We start from the raw sequence: 16,966 nt of genomic DNA, 5'->3' as shown, positions 1-16,966 counted from the left end.
GCGTTCCCTCGAGTCAACGTGTATGCGACTCGAGGAGTACTGGGGAGTTGGTCCAAAGACACGGGAGACGCTGGTCGACACGCTGGGCCGCGAGCGGGCGGTTCAGGCGATCGAGAGTGGGGACGTCCGGGCGCTTGCCGACGCCGGGTTAGCCCGCGGGCGGGCGACGCGAATTCTCCGGCGGGCAACCGACAGTGCCGGCATGGACGTGTTAGCGACCAGTGACGCACGCTCGGCCTACAAGGAACTGCTCGATCTGGCGGTCGACCACGCCGTCACGCAGCGCGCGGCAGATCGCATTCGGGTGCTGACGCCACTCGAGAGTCGGGCAGCGATGGAGGAGCGCCTCGACGATGTCCTCGCGGCCAGAGACGCCTGGGCCGACCTCGCCGAGGCTGATCGCGAGGCGGTGCTCGATGCCTACGAGCGCTACGACGACCGCGAGGGCAGCGAACGCGCCGCCGTCGAGGCCGCGCTCGCGTTGCTCGAGGCTGGCGTCGATTCCGGACCGTTCGCCGCGATTGCCGACCTCGAGCGCGCGAGACTGGCGGAGGCCGCTGAAGCCCTAACAGCATTGGACGGGAGCCACGTTCGCGCGGGTGCAGACGAGGAACTCGACCGGCTTCGGGACGCGCTGGGAACTGTCGAGGATTTGGACGCCGACGCCCTCTCGCTAATCGAAGACCTGCGTTCGGACGGTGTCCGCGATGTCGAGGGCTTTCGCCAGTCCTTCGAGGATCATCTGCTGAGCGAGGCCGACGTGACGATCGATCAGGTTCGAGACGCGATGCCGACAGACGCGACGGACGCGACCGATTTCGTCGGTGGGACGTTGCGCACCCTCCGGAGCGATCTCACCGCAGCGGTCGACGAACGCGAAACGACCGTCGCCAGTGAGCTCCAGGAAACGCTCGCGGACGCTCGCGAAGCCGTCGATCGGGCCGTCAAAGCAATCGACGACATCGCCTTACAGCTCTCGCTGGCCCGCTTTGCGCTCGCGTACGACTGTACCCGGCCAACGTTCGTCGAAGAAGCACAGGCAGCCGTCTCGGTCGTCAACGCACGCAACCTGACGCTCGCGGCGCGTGACGGCGACTCGGTCCAGCCAGTTACCTACGGGCTCGGCGAACACGGCGTCACGAAGGTTCCGGACGACATCAATGCGATTCCCGGCGAAGAACGGGTCGCCGTCCTGACCGGAGCCAACAGCGGCGGGAAAACGACACTACTCGAGACGCTCTGTCAGGTCGTCTTGCTGGCGACGATGGGGTTGCCGGTGCCCGCAGACCGCGCGGAGGTGACACCGGTCGACTCGCTGGTCTTTCACCGTCGCCACGCGAGTTTCAACGCCGGCGTCCTCGAGTCCACGTTGCGCTCGATCGTCCCGCCGCTGTCCGCTGGCGGTCGGACGCTGATGCTGGTCGACGAGTTCGAAGCGATCACGGAACCGGGCAGTGCGGCAGACCTGTTACACGGGCTGGTGACGCTGACCGTCGACCGCGAAGCGCTTGGTGTGTTCGTCACCCACCTCGCGGACGACTTAGAGCCGCTGCCCGCCGACGCACGGGTCGACGGCATTTTCGCGGAGGGACTGAACGCCGACCTCGAGTTACTCGTCGACTACCAGCCGCGTTTCGATACAGTGGGTCGGTCGACGCCGGAGTTCATCGTCTCGCGGCTGGTCGCCAACGCGGGCGACCGACGCGAACGGGCCGGCTTCGAGACGCTGGCGGCAGCCGTCGGCGACGAGGTCGTCCAGCGGACGCTCGCGGACGCCCACTGGAGCGCCGACGAGTAACTCGGGACGAGGCGTTCCGGTCTCCGTAAGCCGGGTCCGTCGATCCGCGAGGCGGCAGTCGGCTATGGGTACCGATCGGGCGGCGGCATGTACCCGCCATCGTGTCCGTCACCAACCGATTCGCCGTACGTGTAAACCGTGCCCTCGTACTCCTCGCAGACGCGAGCCTCGAGATAGGCCTGTGCGGCTCGCCGCGAGAGGCCGCCCATTTCGATGATGTCGGCGAGTGCGGTTTTGATCGCGCGAAACCAGTTCCTGAGCGGTCGATCGTCAGCAGGATCGACCGCGACGATCGCGCCGCGGCCTCTGTCGCGGTCGTTCCCCCACTCGAGCCAGCAGACGCGGTACGTGTCGACTGCGTAGTCTGCTGCTGGATCGACGAGATACAGCGCCTCGTAGACGCACGGATCGAGTTGGTCTGTCAGGAGTCGATCGCACGTGACTGACTCCGCGACCAGCGATGTCTCGACTGCACCGTTTGCCAGCGGAGTTACGGCACTGATCTCGTCGGCCAGCGACAGCCCCTCGCCACCCCAGTGACTGTATCGCACGTCGTATCGGTGATCCGGCCGTCGGTAGGCGACCAGCGCCCTATGTCCCATCGTTCACCGTGTCTGACGGCAGTCTGTCGGCCTGCTCGAGCGGTGAGCCACGTGCTGTCTGAGAGATCACGACGACTCTGGCCGCCCGTCCGTACTTGAACCTTCGGACGGACAGCGATCTCAGCCGACAGCCGCTTACACCGTCGCGCTTGCCTGTTGCTCAGCGCGGGCAGCAATCGCTTTGTTCATCGAAATAAACGCTCGTTCGACTTTCGTCTCGTCGAAGACCAGCGAGGTGAGTGCGCCACGGACCGTCTCGCGCTGGAGCAACTGTGTGCGGCTGCCGTCGTCGATGGGCTGGAGGTGAAACTCGTGGTAGCGATCGAGTGCGAACGGGAGGACGAACCGATCGAGCCAGGCAAGCCGTCGATACGGCTCGACGGTGACGATCATCGGGCTCTCGAGAAACCGACGAGCGTCAGCGGGGTCGTCCCCGTTCTGTTGTTCCGTCCCCGCAACTTCTATCCCCTCGACCCGCCGACTGAGCGGGTTCCACTCTGGATAGCGGTCGAACGAGAGCAGCACCTCCCAGACGATTTCGGGTGGCGCGTCGACCTCGACGAACACTTCGACCACGTTCATAGCTATCGTACGACGCAGACATCCATGGCTGTACCGGTCATCCAGGTCTCGGGACTCGTAAGATTTCTGACCGCTGGTCGTCCCAGCAGGCTATGCAGTACGCGGTTCGACACCGACGCGCGATCGTTGAGCAGCCGGATCGTCGAGAACGGCGCGTCGCTGGGTTCACCTCGAACTCGTCCCGTCCTATCACCACCAGCAGAAGCAACACCAGCGTCGTCGGGAGGACCGTAATCCCCTTGCCTGACGGGCACACAGAGTCGTCTATGGACCGATCGGACCGTGGGATCTCGCGTCGCGCGTTCGTCCGCAGCGCCGTCGCCATCGGCGGTGCGAGCGCACTCTCTGCCTGCCTCGAGCGCGAAGCGACCGAAGACGTGCCACAGGCGACGCTCTCCCCTGCAGAACTCCCCGATCGCCAGCACGCCTGGAACGAGTTTCTCGCAACCGACGATGCCGGCAACGTACTGCCACCCGAACACCACCTCCTGCTCGGTCTCGAGTACGTCGGCGACGGCCCCGCCGACGCCACCGACGAGCGCGAGCAACTCGAGGCCGCGTTCCGAACGCTCGAGAAGGCGTACAAACGTGGCAACGATGGACTGGCATTTACGATAGCCTACAGTCCGGCGTACTTCGACCGATTCGACGCAGCCCCCACGGGTGTCGAGCTTCCAGCGCCGACAGCGCTGACACCGTTCGAAGAACCCACACTCGACGAGTACGACGCGTTGCTCCATCTGGCCAGCGACTACGGCAAGGTCACCTTAAGCGTCGAAGAGGCCATGAAAGGCAACCTCGAGCAACTCAACGGGATCGACGTCGAGGAAACCTTCGACGGCGTCTTCGAGGTGGCCGACCGCCGGTCGGGATTCATCGGGCGCGGGCTGCCGGCGGACAACCAGTCCAGCGTCGCCGGCATTCCCGACGGCGATCCCGTTCCGGAGGACGCGCCGATGTTCATGGGATTCAAATCGGGGTTCAAGAAGACGCAGGCGAGCGAAGACCGCGTGACGATTCAAGACGGCCCGTTCGCCGGCGGCACGACGCTTCATCTCTCGAAGCTCAAGTTGACCCTCAGCCAATGGTACGGCGACGACAGCCGCGGCCAACGCGTCGCCAAGATGTTCTCACCAGCCCACAACGCCGACGATCTCGTCGAAGGGGCCGGGCATAACCTCGGTGACTCGAGTCGCGTGACCGAAGTCAGCGAGGACGCAGCCGAGGTCGCCCGGAAAGGCACAGTCGGCCACGCGCAAAAGGCCGCTCGAGCCCGCGAAGACGGCGAACCGATCATCCTGCGTCGGGATTTCGACTCGACCGACGGCGATTGGGCGACCACCCACTTTCTCTCGCTGCAGCGCTCGATCGACGACTTCGTCAAGACTCGCGAGGCGATGACCGGGACCGACCTCGCCAAGAGCAGCTCGGTCGGCACACGAACGAACAACGGTATTCTCCAGTATCTGACTGTTCAGAGTCGGGCAAACTACCTCGTGCCGCCGCGAGAGCGTCGGTCCTTGCCTGTGCCGACTTCAACGTAGCGAGTGACGCCCCTCTGGAACGTGCTAGGCCAATCTATTTCTGCCAGTTTGCTGTCGAACCCATATGACCGACATCGCTATTACCGGTGCGGCGGGGAACGTCGGTCGGGTGATCATCGACGCCTTCCCGACCGACGACCACGAGTTGACGCTGTTTTCCCACCACGAAACCGACGACCTCGAGACGACGATCCTCGAGATCACCGACCGCGAGCAGTTCGTCGACGCACTCGAGGGACAAGACGTACTGATCCATCTCGCGGCCAACCCATCGCCGTGGGCGGCGTGGGACGAGCTTCGCGGCCCGAACGTCGACGGGCTTTCCAACGCCTTCGAGGCCGCGATCGAAAACGACCTCGAACGGGTCGTCTTCGCGAGTTCGAATCACGCGGTGAACATGGGAAACACCGCCACGGCGACCCGACCGGAGTCGACGATCGACAGCCCCACTATCGTCCGCCCGGACGAGCCGGGAGACCCAGACACCTACTACGGCGTCACGAAGGTCTTCGGCGAGGCGATGGGGTCGTACTACGCGAACCGCCACGGACTCGAGGTCGTCAATCTCCGGATCGGCTGGCTGCTCACCCGCGAGGAACTCCGCGAGGAGTGTCGGGACCGGGACGAGGCCGGCGAGCGCTATGCTCGCGCGATGTGGCTCAGCCCTGGCGACTGCCGACGGTTGCTCACTGCAGCCGCGACAGCGACGCTCGAGGAGTCGCCGCTGGTCGCTCATGGCATCTCCAACAACTCCAAGCGATTCCTGTCGCTGGCAGAGACTATGCACGCACTCGAGTACCACCCACAGGACGACGCCGAAGCGGTTCTCAGCGACGAGTCGGACGAGCGAGACGGGCTCGAGTCACCCTGATACTGCCGGACAGAACGGCGTGAAGCTGGTCGTGAATTCGCGGCCGTCCCCACGGGTGACGGTCGTATACATGCGACCGGCTTCGTATTGACTGCTGTCCAATAGTCTGTGCCCGGTCGAATCGCCTGATTTTCGATGGTCGAGACGGCGAGCGTTCGTTTCGGTTTGGACTCGTCGAATCGTAACACCGAATACCGACACGTTCGTAGACGCACACATGTCAGTCAAGGTGTCCGAGTCGACGGGCTACGGGCCGAACAGACCGATGTCCCTGTTCGGCTATATCATGGCCGCAGTACTCGTTATCGTTCTTTTTCCGCTTCTCCCCGTGATAGCCGTCGTGTGGGTTCTCTGGAAGGTATTCGTCTCGGACGAGGAGATCGAGCACAGTTTCGAAACCTGGCGTCGTGAAGCCGACCGTTCCGGCACCGATCGGCTCGAGGCCGACGACGATGCCGAGGCCGAAGACGCCGAAACCGACGAGGACGCAGTCGACGCCTAGACCGAGTCCACTAAACGGCGGAGCGTAACAGCGCCGTCACATCGTTTTCGCTTCGCATCCACTGCTGTTATACGGACTACTGTCAGCCAGTTCCGGTGCAGCCGCGACCCGCACTGCGGTTACACCGGTACATCGTTACAGCAGACCGTATTAGTCGTCCGCACTGGCCGCCGCGCGGAGGTCCGACGGCGGCCCACCGGGAAGCGCGTTACGGTCGTGCGAGGCTCCGAACTCGAGGTCAGGTCCGCGGGCGACGATCCGGTGGGGATTCACGTCGGGGTGGGTCGTGTAGTAGTGTTCTTTGATGTGGTCCATGTTCACCGTCCCAGCGACGCCGGGTGTCTGGTACAGGTCGCGCAGATATGGCCAGAGGTTGTCGTACTCCCGAATAGACTGGACGTTACACATGAAGTGCGTGTGATACACGTTGTCGAACCGGACGAGGGTAGTGAACATCGCAATGTCCGCCTCAGTCAGCCGATCACCCGCGAGATAGCGCTGGTCTGCAAGCACCTCGTCCCAGTGATCGAGCGCCGCAAAGAGGTCGTCTATCGCGTCATCGTAAGGTCCCTGCTTCGTGGCGAAACCGGCCCGATAGACGCCGTTGTTGATCGGCTCGTAGATCGCATCGATGATCCGGTCGACCTCGTCTTGATAGCCCTCGGGATACAGGTCGACATCTCGTTTTGCGTACTCACCGAACTCAGTGTCGAACATCCGCATGATCTCTTCGGACTCGTTGTTGACGATAGTATCCTCCTCGGTGTCCCACAGCACCGGTACCGTCACGCGGCAGGTCGCGTCCGGGTCCGCACGGACGTAGAGTTCTCGGAGGAAGTCCGCGTCGTGGACGTGATCGCGGGTACACCCCTCCTTCTCGGGCGTGAACTGCCAGCCGTCCTCGTCGCGATACGGGTCGACGACCGACACCGAAATCGCGTCCTCGAGTCCCAGAATCGACCGCATCAAAAGCGTCCGATGAGCCCATGGACAAGCATACGAGACGTAGAGGTGATAGCGGCCTGCCTCGGGTTGAAAGCGAGCGTCGGGATCATCACGGATTTCGTCGCGAAACGGCGTCTCCTGGCGCTCGAACGAACCGTCCTCGGTGGTGACCTCGAAGGCGTCGGTGCGCCACTGGCCGTCAACGAGCATGTTCATATGATCGTTTCGGGGCGCGAGCGGCAAGTATGCTCGCTAACACCCGTGTCACCGGGTTCGACGCTTGTCACGGTCGCTCAGCGGTCGAGATCTCAGAGTGCGACGCTCACGACCCAGTACCCCGCTCCGAGTGCGACGAGGCCAAGGCCCTCGAGACGGGTCAACCGCCGGCCGGTCGCGAGCACGACCGTCGCGAACGCGGTCAGCACACAGAGCCACGCGATGCCGAGGAAGACGGCGGGGTCGACCGCCGTCGGCTGGACGACGGCGACGAGCCCCAGAACGCCGAGGGCGTTGAAGACGTTCGAGCCGACGACGTTGCCCGCCGCGATGCCAACGTCGCCGCGGCGAACGGCGACGACGGAGGTGACGAGTTCCGGCAACGAGGTGCCGGTTGCGACGATCGTTGCGCCCACCGCCCACTCGGAGATGCCCACAGCCAAGGCCAGTCCGACCGCCGAGTCAATCAGCACGCGCCCGCCTCCGATCACCAACAGCAGGCCCACGAGGACGCGACCACCCTCGAGCGTCGGCTGAATTTCGCGTGGAACTCCTTCGTCAGGGGCGAGCGGCGGGACCGTCACCCCGTCGCCGGCTGCGTCGAGTCGGCCACCGTCCGCTCGGCTCGCCGTCCGAATCGCGATGCCGAGTGCGCCGAGGTAGCCGCCCAGCAGCGCGAGCAGGATCGCACCCTCGAGTCGCGAGACGGCCCCGTTCAGGAGGACGAGGGCGGCGACTGCCGTCGCAGTTGCCATCGCGAGCGCGTCTCGGCGGACCAGCGTTTCCGTGACCCGAAACGGCGAAAGGATGCCGACAAGACCGAGGATTACGCCGAGGTTAAACAGGTTCGAACCGACGACGTTGCCGATCGAGACGTCGCCCTGTCCCGCAAACGCCGCCTCGAGCGAGACGGCGAACTCCGGCGCGGAGGTGCCGAAGGCGACGACAGTGAGGCCGACGACGAGCGCGGAGACACCGGCTGCACCGGCGAGCCGCGAGGCGCCGGTCACGAGGAGGCGTGCGCCGATCCACAGAGCAAGGACGCCCACTGCGAGCAGGACGGCGTCGACGACGAGAACCATCGGTACCGGCGCTCTTCGACGGACGTTGTGAAAAACGTCGGGCACGCAGGACGGTCGACGCGAGGCACAAGCGTTTAAACGGTCCCCGTGAGCACTCGAGGGTATGGCAGACGATGGGGAACGACACCGCCAGAGTCGGCTGTTCACGGACGAGAACGGCGAGTTCGACGCCGACCGCGCACGCGAGGAATCCCTGCCGGTCGAGGACGGGGAGGTGGTCGACACCGACGAGTTGGCCGATCACCAGCGCTACGTCGAGGGGCGGGGGATCTACGACGAGCGCAATCGGGTCAACGACCTCACGGGCAAGGAGTGGAAGTACGCCACGAAATCCGTCATCGCGGAGGGCTACCCGCCCGACCTCCAGCACGAGCTGCGCAGCGAACACGGCGGGCAGAAACCCCCGCGGCTCTGTGCGGAGCTGATCGGTCGGTTCAGCAAGGCCGGCGACACCGTCCTCGACCCCTTCGCCGGCGTCGGCGGCACCTTGCTGGGTGCGAGCCTCTGTGAACACGAGGGCACCGGTCGCCGGGAGGCGATCGGGTTCGAGCGCACCGACCGCTGGGTCGAGATCTATCACGAGGTCCTCGAGCGCGAAAACGACGAGCGGCGTGCCTGCGGGGAACCGCCGCTCGCCACACAGGACATGCGCCACGGCGACTGCGCCGACCTGATCGCCGACGTCGACGACGGCTCGGTCGACCTCCTGTTGACCGACGTGCCCTACTGGCACATGGACGAACTCGAGCAGACACGCAACGAAAACCGGACTCGTGAGAGCAAGCTGGGGTCGTTCGACGGGACAGCCGAGGGCGACGAGGACGGCGATATGCCCGCCGATGGAGGCGGAACCTGGGAAACGAAAGCCGACTGGCTCGCGGACATGGCCGAGAAGTTTGACCGCTTTTCCGACGCCGTCACCTCGAACGGTCACGTCGTCGTCTTCATCGGCGACATGTATCGCGAGCAGTCTTACGAGTTCCTCTCGGCGGAGCTCGCACAGGCGATCGAGTCGACCGCGCCGCTGTCGCTGGCAGCGAATCTGATCTGGTACGACCCGACGAAAGACCTTCACGTCTACGGCTATCCGTTCTCCTTTGTCCCCTCGATGGTCCACCAGAACGTGCTCGTCTTCCGTCCCGAAAACGATGCTTCGTCGTCCGTCTGACCCCCGTCTGACGCGGTTTTATTATCCCACACCGTAACGAAACGAATAGGCGCGCTGGCGGCCTCCCCACCACACTCCCCCCATCCACTCGCCTGCGCGCCTGCTCCCGTTTCTCTTCCCCCATAACCATTCGGGACAAGTGTCAGAGGCACGTCTGGGACACCGCGGCTCGAGCCGCGGTGATATCCCTCGTATCAGACGGTCTGCTGTCAGTCAGTGCCGGTGGGGCCGCGACCGTCCTGCGGTCGGGCCGGTCACTCGTTACAGCAAACCGTATCAGGCACTGGCGGGTAACAGGGCGGACCGAACCGCATCAGCGCGGTCGGTCTCGGTGATGACCGCGACCTCGTCGCCGACCGCGAGTTCCGTTCCCGGGAGCGGAATCGTCAGCGGCTCGTGTGCGCGGCCATGGGCGTAGATCCGTGCGGATTCGGGCAACTCGAGTTCGCTCATCCGCTTGCCGACCGCCGGCGACTCCTCCGTGATCTCAAGGACGGTCAACTGAAGGTTTGCGGCGAGGTCGGTGACGACGTTGAAGTCTCCACCAAGCAGGGCGGTTTTCGCACCTGCAGCGCCGAGTCGTTCGGGGTAGATGATCTCGTCGACCTCTGCAGCGTACTTCTCGTAGATGTCCTCGCGGTAATCGGCGTCGATCCGCAAGACGGTTCGACAGCCGTGGTGGGTGCCGACCATACAGGCCGCGAAGTTGACGTTGAGATCGGGCGTAAAGGCCCCGATCGCCTCGGCCATCTCGATGCCCGCCTGTGCGAGGACATCCTCGTCGGACCCATCGCCGTGTACCGTCTCGATTTCGTCGTCGGAGACACGCTCGAGCCGGTCGATGTCGGTGTCGACGACGACGACATCGTGGCCCTCCTCGGCGAGGATCGTTGCCGTCCGTGAGCCGACTCGACCGTACCCAACGATGACAAACCTCATGGTACCACAGTACGCGCTCGGGGGTGAAATACGTTCGTCCACCGGTCGACAGCAACTGACCAGCCAGACTGACAGCCCGGGTAACAGCTTGTTACCTCGTCAGACGGTCTGCTGTCCGGCAGTCGTGGTAAGCCCACAGGACAGTCGCGGCCCCGCCGGAACCCACTGACCGGGACCCATATCAACCAATATGCATGAATGTTCTTTCATGATATAGCAGGCTGGACAAAAACGCTTAACTAACCGGTGTTGCTACGCTCGAGCATCCAAAATGGGGGCTATCGAGTTACTGTCGTCATATTTCGAATTTGACGAACATAATACCGATTTCACGACCGAACTGATCGCGGGGATTACGACGTTCTTGGCGATGTCGTATATCATCGTGGTGAACCCGACGGTGTTGCTGCCGGCGATCATGGGCTTCAACGAACAGGGCGACATCAACCAGCAGACGACCATCGACGGGGCCGTCTACGACTCGAACGAGGTGTTCCAGATGCTGGCGATCGCGACGATCATCGCCTCGGTCGTCGCGGTGCTGGTGATGGCGCTGTACGCCAATCGACCCTTCGGACTGGCTCCCGGGATGGGGCTCAACGCCTTCTTTACGTTTACCGTCGTTATCGGGATGGGGATTCCGTGGCAGACGGCCCTCGCTGCGGTTTTCGTCGAAGGAATCATTTTCATCGCTATCACGGCCGTTGGGGCCCGCAAATACGTCATCAACCTCTTCCCTGAACCAGTCAAATTCTCGGTCGGTGCGGGGATCGGTGTGTTCCTGCTGTTTATCGGGCTTCAAGAGATGCAGGTCGTGACGGGCGATCCAGCGACGCTGGTCACGCTCGGTAACGTCGCACAGAATCCAGCCGCGATCCTCGGGCTCGCCGGCCTCTTCTTGACGTTTATCCTGTGGGCACGCGGGATGAAGGGCGCGATCATCGCTGGCATCGTCACGACAGCCGTTGCCGGCTGGGGACTGTTACTCACTGGCGTTGCGAGTGCGTCGGCACTCGCACCCGAGACGTTGCTCGACGAGAGAACCGGCGAAGTCACCTTCGAAGCGGTGACATCCCCACACTACGACATCACGCCGCTTGCCGGTGCCTTCGTCGAGGGACTGCGCGACGTCGACCCGCTGACGTTCGTCCTCGTCGTGTTCACGTTCTTCTTCGTCGACTTCTTCGACACCGCCGGGACGCTCATCGGCGTCGCCCAGTTCGGTGAGTTCTTAGACGAAGACGGCGAGCTCCCCGAAATCGAGAAGCCACTGATGGCCGACGCTGTCGGGACGACCGTCGGGGCGATGGTCGGTACCTCGACGGTGACGACCTTCGTCGAGTCCTCGACCGGCGTCGAGGAGGGTGGCCGCACCGGGTTCACCGCCCTCGTGGTTGGGGTTCTGTTCGCGCTATCGCTGATCGCAGTGCCGATCATCGCCGCGATTCCCGCCTACGCGTCGTTCATCGCGCTCGTCGCCGTCGGAGTCATCATGCTCCAGGGCGTCCTCGACATCGACTGGGAAGACCCCGCGTGGTCGGTCTCTGCCGGGCTCACGATCACGATCATGCCGCTGACCTACTCGATTGCGACCGGACTGGCCGCCGGGATCATCGCGTATCCCCTGATCAAAACGGCGATGGGTGAACGCAGCGACGTCCGGCTCGGACAGTGGGCGATCGCCGTCGCACTGATCGGCTACTTCTACGTCGCTACGAGCGGCATGCTCGGCTAGACCGTCCCCACTCGCGCTCGATCCCGTACGCTATCGATCGAAGCCCGCCGCAACCACTGTGTTCTTACGGCTCGAGGCCCCTATTCTCGCCCACGATGGCAGATATCACGCTGTACGATCTTCCTGGCTGTCCGTTCTGTGCGATGGTTCGCACGAAACTCGACGATCTCGGCCTCGACTACGATACGATCGAAGTCCCCCGCTCGCATCGGAACCGAACCGAAGTTCAGGAAGTCAGCGGCCAGACCGGCGTGCCAGTTATCACCGACGAGACGACCGGCGTCGAAGGAATGCCAGAAAGTAGTGACATTATCGAGTATCTCGAGGAGACCTACGGCGACGACGCTGCCTAATACGGTCTATAGTAACAACTGAAACGATTCACACACCGATCGCATAGCAGTCGTGCGATCGGGTGCAGTGACGTTCAGTGGCTACTATCGTATCTCGAGTGACTGGCCCGACCGTGGGACGGTCGAGGTTACATGGAACTGACTGCCAGAAGTCCGGAGAACTCCGGCACGTCGGTTCAACGAGACAGATTAAACCGCTTCTTCGTACTCCGAGCGTTCCCGGATGACGTCTCGAAGTTCGTCGGCGTTCCGGAGGTTCGTGAGCTCCTCGCGTTCGACCAGCGCCGTGCCGTCGACGGAGTCCTGCTTTGCGCGGTCGACGACGTAGACCGATCGCGTGCGGGTGACTGCCCCGATCGAACTCATGATCCGGGCGCGTTTTTCCGCGGCTTTCGTGAACTTCGAGTGGCCCGTCAGGACGATGTCGCTGTCGGCTTCGTCCTCGCTGACTGCCGTAAACGGCGAGCGAACCGTCGGGTGGACGCTGTAGCCGGCCCGCGTGAAGACGGCGACGACCGGTTCGTCGTCCGGGTCCGCCTCCGGATCGTCCGGCGTCGCGTCGCTTTCGTGGACCTCGTCGGCGCCCTCGAGGACATCGACCGGGCTCGTCAGCGGCGCCTCGAACAGTTCCTCGAGCGCCATCGCGACCTCGACGGAGGCGTTCATGCCGTCTTCGTACTTCGAGACAGTCCGGCGTGAGACGCCAAGTTCGCTGGCCAGTTGGCCGAGACTCCAGTCTTTGCCCTGGCGTTCGTCGGCTAGCAGATCGCCGTCGATGTTGACGTAGAGGCCACCGGGCGCAGCGTAGATCAGTGGCGGCACGTTTTCGATGAACAGATTGTACGCCGTATCGGGACTGAACACAGGGACGCCGTGTCGGAAATAGACGACGTCCGGTTTCAGGTCCTCGTCACGGCTTCGGAGTCCGATGACCAGCGGCGTTGCCTCGAGGTAGGTTCCAAGCCGACGCATCTCGTGGCCGGTCGCCTCGTTGAACGCGTCGATGTTCGCGAGGATCTTGACGAGGATCAGATCGTCACCACGTCGCGCGGCAATGTCGAAACTCTTCGGTCGAATTGCACACCGATCGCTCACCGCGAATCCCGCGTCCTCTAACATCGCGGTCACGTTGCCGACCAGTGCGGAGCGGGACATACGGGGTTGTAAGCGATTCCTCCTATAAGACGTTTTCCCCGTAGTGCCTGCGTGCCGTGTCGCGATTCGAGCCTGTATCAGGAGTATACTTATATAGCGGTTTCACCGTCCCCGGTGACGAGGCGGTCCCGAAAGGCGTTACTCAGCCGGCGTGCAAACAGTGGCGATGACCGTTGTCGGGATCGACGATACAGACTCGCGCAAGTTGGGGATGTGTACGACGTATGTCGCCGCAGAGATCGCCGACCGGCTCCGTCAGGATGGCGCAGAGACAGTCTCGCGGCTCCTGCTCGTCCGGCTCAACCCCGCCGTCGAGTACAAGACACGGGGCAACGCCGCGCTGGCGATTCACACGGATTTCGAACCCGATCTCGCGTACGCGCTCGCGCGAGAGCGCCTCGAGTCGCTGGCCGAAACCACGGACGAGCGGACGAATCCCGGGTTGGTCGTGGCGGCACACGATCCCGACGACGACAGAGCACCCGACGATGTCACACGGTTCGCGCACGGGGCGATCCGCGACCACCTCGAGATCGCCGACGCCGAAACGCTGATCGACCGCCACGGCTATCGGTCGTGGCACGCGGGCGACGGTCGTGGCCGGATCGGTGCGCTGGCTGCGATCGGGGCCTGGGACGCGCTCGCGGAGTGGACCTACGAGTACATCTCCTACCGCGAACCCGACCGCTGGGGGACGCCCCGCGAAGTGGACCACGAGAGTGTCTTCGCTGCCGCCGACTGGGGGTATCCCGACGTGTGGGATACGGTCGACCGCGGCGAAGACGAGACCGTCTGTGTCCCTCACACGCCTGGCCCGATCTTGCATGGCATCCGCGGCGACGACCCGGACGCAGTGCGCGCGGTCGCCGACCGGATCGAGAGCGAGCCTGTCGCCGCGAGCCAGCTGTTCGTGACTAATCAGGGCACCGATGTCCACCTGCAAAAGGGGGCGATCTCGACGGTCGACGACGGTCGTGCCTACTGCCTCGAAGGACAGGTCGCCAGCGACCCCGACACGCGACGCGGCGGCCACGTCTTCGTCGATCTCGTCTCGCCGGCAGCCGACGACCCCGCAGATGACGACTCGAGCGACCGGCTCACGTGTGCCGCATTCGAACCGACCAAACGCTTCCGAGATCGCGTACGAGCGCTGCGTGTCGGCGACCGGCTCACGGCCTGTGGCGAGGTTTCCGACGGCACGCTCAAACTCGAGAAGTTCGCCGTCCGCGACCTCGTGCGAACCGAACGGGTCACGCCGACCTGTCCCGACTGCGGTCGGACGATGAAAAGCGCCGGTCGGAATCAGGGCTATCGCTGCCGAGCGTGTAAAACGGAGCGGGCAGAGAAAACGACGCGGGACCTCGAGCGCGACCTCGAGATCGGCTGGTACGAGGTGCCGCCGTGTGCGCGTCGGCATATTGCGAAGCCGCTCGTCCGGGGCGGATTCGACGCGCCGACGCATCCGGAGCGGTAGACGACGGGTCGTCGTTCGAAGGAGAACTGGTGATACGGTCCCCTGCATCGAGTGACCGGAGACCTGCAGGAGAGGTCGCGGGCCCACCGGCACCAGCTGACAGGAGGCGTATTGCAGTGGTTCGTATGACGTGGCTTGCAACGTCGATACGAGCCCATCACCGAACGATCGTGACCGAAACGGGAGAGCGACGGGTGACCGCCTCCGCGACGCTGCCGAGCAGGACTCTCGACATCCCGGACCGACCGGTACTGCCCATCACGACGTGATCGATGTCGTGCTCGTCGATATACCGGTGGATCGTTCGGGCGGAATGGCCCTCGATGAGCGCCGTTTTGATCTCTCGACCGTGTGTATCGGCGGTCGTCGCCGCGTCCTCGAGAAACGCTTGCCCGTTTTCTTTGGCGTATTCGTAGGGCGTCGTCTCCGGGTCCGACGGGACCCGTGTGACCTGAATGACGTGCAAGACGTGAATCTCGGCGTCGGGAAACAGGTCGAACGCTTCCTCGAGTGCGTCGGTAGATTTCGAGGAGCCGTCGATCGGAACCAAGACGCGAGTCATAGTCCACGTAGACGCCGGGCAGGCAAGGGTCTGCCGTGACTGTAAGCAGACGTGATAGCTCAGTATCGACCGTAGCGGGGTAGTGGTAGCCGAGCGACCCCATATACCGATGTATGCTCCGTCGCCACGTCGCGAAGCCGCTCGTCCGGGGTAGGTTCGACGCGCCGACACATCCGGAGTGATAACGCGGCACGGCTGTCTGAGCGCCACCGCGAGCGCGTTTTCGGCTCCGCGCTGACCTGTCCCGCCGATGGAGAGACGGGCGAGGATCAGCCGCGTTTCTCGTCAAGTTTCGATCGTAGTTGCCGTGCGATGACTTCGTCGTCGAGCAGCGAATCGGGGCCGGTGAAGTGAACGACCGGGCCGTTCTCGACGCGGAGCCACTCGTCACTGCCGGTTCCGGCGAGCGTCACGGTCCGTTGCGACGCGGGGAGTCCGTTCGCACGTCGCCGGTCAGTCTGTTCGCGAACGCTCGCGACCTCGAGTGCGGTTTCGTCGATCGGCGAGACGACGAGGTCGTACCGCGACAGCGACGGGTCCAGCGTCCGCATCGCATCACGGTAGCGGCGAGCAGCGTCACAGGCTCGCTGGGCATCGGCGTGGGTGTCGAATCGTGCGTCCGTGACCGGTGCGGGTCGAATCCCCGACTCGCGACAGGAGACGACGAAGCCACCGTCGGCGCTTCGTACGGAAGAGACGGTGTCGCGCGCCGCCCTGATCGTCTCGACCGGCGTCGTGTACTCGGGCGTTTCGGACGTCGTCTCGCGGGTCACGGGCGACACACCTTGTCGTTCGAACAGTCAACTTGGATCGGTCTCGCGATGAGTCTACTGTTGCCCCCGGACTGGTTCCGACACCCCGATTCTGTCTTCCCGGTCGGCTTCTCGGCCATGGTTTTAGGCAGGCCTAAATCAATATAGGCATTCTGGTTTCGACCGGTCGCGACCGATCACAGCGGCATTTCACACTCGAGACGCTCGTGGCGCTCGTCGTCTGCACCTCGCTTCTGACAGGACTGTCGGCGGTTCGAAATTCGATGACCACCCACAGAAGACGGATGCGGTGTCGTGATTGGTGTGTCGTAGTGCTGGCACTTTCCAGCACTCAGCGCACGTTGACTCCGTGTCGAGCCAGGAACTCACTGGCCCGTTTGATCTCGACCGGGCTCCCGATGATTCGGCAGTAGTCGTCGCCCTCGGCGAAGACGGAGACCGTACACACGTCATCGAGCTGCGCCTCGAGCCCATCGAGGGCCTCCCGTGGGAGGACGATCTGGGTGCTGTCGCGCAGCTGCGATGCGTCTGGCATAGTTGCTCAGTTGCTTGCCCGTCGCTTATGTGTGTCGAAACCCGTTAGCATTGGTAATTCAGGCGACGTGTCCAATCGAGTCCATCGATCCGCCACGGCGTGCGGGTCTCGAAAGGGTTTTTCGGCCCGA

17 protein-coding genes are annotated in these 16,966 nt (G+C 63.8%); 8 read left to right on the top strand and 9 right to left on the bottom strand.

Annotation, left to right across the window (positions count from 1 at the left end):
• Positions 1-22: 22 nt before the first annotated feature.
• Positions 23-1,798, top strand: a complete 1,776-nt coding sequence (locus ACERI1_RS09700) for a DNA mismatch repair protein (protein ID WP_373617927.1) — start codon at positions 23-25, stop codon at positions 1,796-1,798.
• A 62-nt stretch (positions 1,799-1,860) separates the two neighbouring features.
• Here the strand turns inward: ACERI1_RS09700 and ACERI1_RS09695 are convergent, their stop codons facing one another.
• Positions 1,861-2,400: a DUF6735 family protein gene (locus tag ACERI1_RS09695; RefSeq protein WP_373617926.1), complete on the bottom strand. Its 540-nt coding sequence runs from the start codon at positions 2,398-2,400 to the stop codon at positions 1,861-1,863.
• A gap of 135 nt (positions 2,401-2,535) precedes the next feature.
• Positions 2,536-2,982, bottom strand: coding sequence for an SRPBCC family protein (locus tag ACERI1_RS09690; RefSeq protein ID WP_373617925.1), 447 nt, complete (start codon positions 2,980-2,982; stop codon positions 2,536-2,538).
• Between the two features lie 266 nt (positions 2,983-3,248).
• On the opposite strand from ACERI1_RS09690, the gene ACERI1_RS09685 reads away from it, so the two are divergent.
• The 3 genes from ACERI1_RS09685 (at position 3,249) to ACERI1_RS09675 (ending at position 5,899) form a co-directional block, all read left to right on the top strand.
• Entirely contained in the window at positions 3,249-4,526 is a 1,278-nt protein-coding gene (locus tag ACERI1_RS09685) for a Tat pathway signal protein (protein WP_373617924.1), read from the top strand.
• A 64-nt stretch (positions 4,527-4,590) separates the two neighbouring features.
• Complete coding sequence (locus tag ACERI1_RS09680; protein WP_373617923.1) at positions 4,591-5,397, top strand: NAD-dependent epimerase/dehydratase family protein; 807 nt, start codon at positions 4,591-4,593, stop codon at positions 5,395-5,397.
• A gap of 217 nt (positions 5,398-5,614) precedes the next feature.
• Entirely contained in the window at positions 5,615-5,899 is a 285-nt protein-coding gene (locus tag ACERI1_RS09675; RefSeq protein ID WP_373617922.1) for a hypothetical protein, read from the top strand.
• A 150-nt stretch (positions 5,900-6,049) separates the two neighbouring features.
• Here the strand turns inward: ACERI1_RS09675 and ACERI1_RS09670 are convergent, their stop codons facing one another.
• Both ACERI1_RS09670 and ACERI1_RS09665 read right to left on the bottom strand, forming a co-directional pair.
• Entirely contained in the window at positions 6,050-7,060 is a 1,011-nt protein-coding gene (locus ACERI1_RS09670; RefSeq protein ID WP_373617921.1) for a glutathione S-transferase family protein, read from the bottom strand.
• A gap of 92 nt (positions 7,061-7,152) precedes the next feature.
• Positions 7,153-8,142: a calcium/sodium antiporter gene (locus tag ACERI1_RS09665; protein WP_373617920.1), complete on the bottom strand. Its 990-nt coding sequence runs from the start codon at positions 8,140-8,142 to the stop codon at positions 7,153-7,155.
• 103 nt (positions 8,143-8,245) lie between these two features.
• Here ACERI1_RS09665 and ACERI1_RS09660 point away from each other — a divergent pair, with 103 nt between their 5' ends.
• On the top strand, positions 8,246-9,310 hold the full coding sequence (locus ACERI1_RS09660) for a DNA methyltransferase (RefSeq protein ID WP_373617919.1): 1,065 nt from the start codon (positions 8,246-8,248) through the stop codon (positions 9,308-9,310).
• 276 nt (positions 9,311-9,586) lie between these two features.
• On the opposite strand, the gene ACERI1_RS09655 is transcribed toward ACERI1_RS09660, so the two are convergent.
• Positions 9,587-10,249, bottom strand: coding sequence for a TrkA family potassium uptake protein (locus tag ACERI1_RS09655; protein ID WP_373617918.1), 663 nt, complete (start codon positions 10,247-10,249; stop codon positions 9,587-9,589).
• A 271-nt stretch (positions 10,250-10,520) separates the two neighbouring features.
• On the opposite strand from ACERI1_RS09655, the gene ACERI1_RS09650 reads away from it, so the two are divergent.
• On the top strand, positions 10,521-11,984 hold the full coding sequence (locus tag ACERI1_RS09650) for an NCS2 family permease (protein WP_373617917.1): 1,464 nt from the start codon (positions 10,521-10,523) through the stop codon (positions 11,982-11,984).
• A 95-nt stretch (positions 11,985-12,079) separates the two neighbouring features.
• Positions 12,080-12,337, top strand: a complete 258-nt coding sequence (locus ACERI1_RS09645) for a glutathione S-transferase N-terminal domain-containing protein (protein ID WP_373617916.1) — start codon at positions 12,080-12,082, stop codon at positions 12,335-12,337.
• Positions 12,338-12,526: 189 nt separating this feature from the next.
• Here the strand turns inward: ACERI1_RS09645 and ACERI1_RS09640 are convergent, their stop codons facing one another.
• Positions 12,527-13,492 carry a transcriptional regulator gene (locus tag ACERI1_RS09640; protein WP_373617915.1) on the bottom strand — a complete coding sequence of 322 codons (966 nt, stop codon included), beginning with the start codon at positions 13,490-13,492 and terminating at the stop codon, positions 12,527-12,529.
• 166 nt (positions 13,493-13,658) lie between these two features.
• On the opposite strand from ACERI1_RS09640, the gene ACERI1_RS09635 reads away from it, so the two are divergent.
• Positions 13,659-14,966 carry a DUF1743 domain-containing protein gene (locus ACERI1_RS09635; protein ID WP_373617914.1) on the top strand — a complete coding sequence of 436 codons (1,308 nt, stop codon included), beginning with the start codon at positions 13,659-13,661 and terminating at the stop codon, positions 14,964-14,966.
• 157 nt (positions 14,967-15,123) lie between these two features.
• Here the strand turns inward: ACERI1_RS09635 and ACERI1_RS09630 are convergent, their stop codons facing one another.
• The 3 genes from ACERI1_RS09630 to ACERI1_RS09620 all read right to left on the bottom strand — a co-directional run bounded on the left by ACERI1_RS09630 (position 15,124) and on the right by ACERI1_RS09620 (position 16,836).
• Positions 15,124-15,528, bottom strand: a complete 405-nt coding sequence (locus ACERI1_RS09630) for a universal stress protein (RefSeq protein ID WP_373617913.1) — start codon at positions 15,526-15,528, stop codon at positions 15,124-15,126.
• Positions 15,529-15,797: 269 nt separating this feature from the next.
• Positions 15,798-16,301: a hypothetical protein gene (locus tag ACERI1_RS09625; RefSeq protein ID WP_373617911.1), complete on the bottom strand. Its 504-nt coding sequence runs from the start codon at positions 16,299-16,301 to the stop codon at positions 15,798-15,800.
• 331 nt (positions 16,302-16,632) lie between these two features.
• Positions 16,633-16,836 (bottom strand): hypothetical protein, encoded by a 204-nt coding sequence (locus ACERI1_RS09620; RefSeq protein WP_373617910.1) that lies wholly within the window; start codon positions 16,834-16,836, stop codon positions 16,633-16,635.
• Positions 16,837-16,966 lie beyond the last annotated feature (130 nt).

Origin of the sequence: Natrinema sp. HArc-T2 (assembly GCF_041821085.1) — an archaeon.
GTDB lineage: Archaea > Halobacteriota > Halobacteria > Halobacteriales > Natrialbaceae > Natrinema.
The sequence above is the reverse complement of the archived record's forward strand: the minus strand, read 5'-3'. Positions and strand labels throughout refer to the sequence as shown.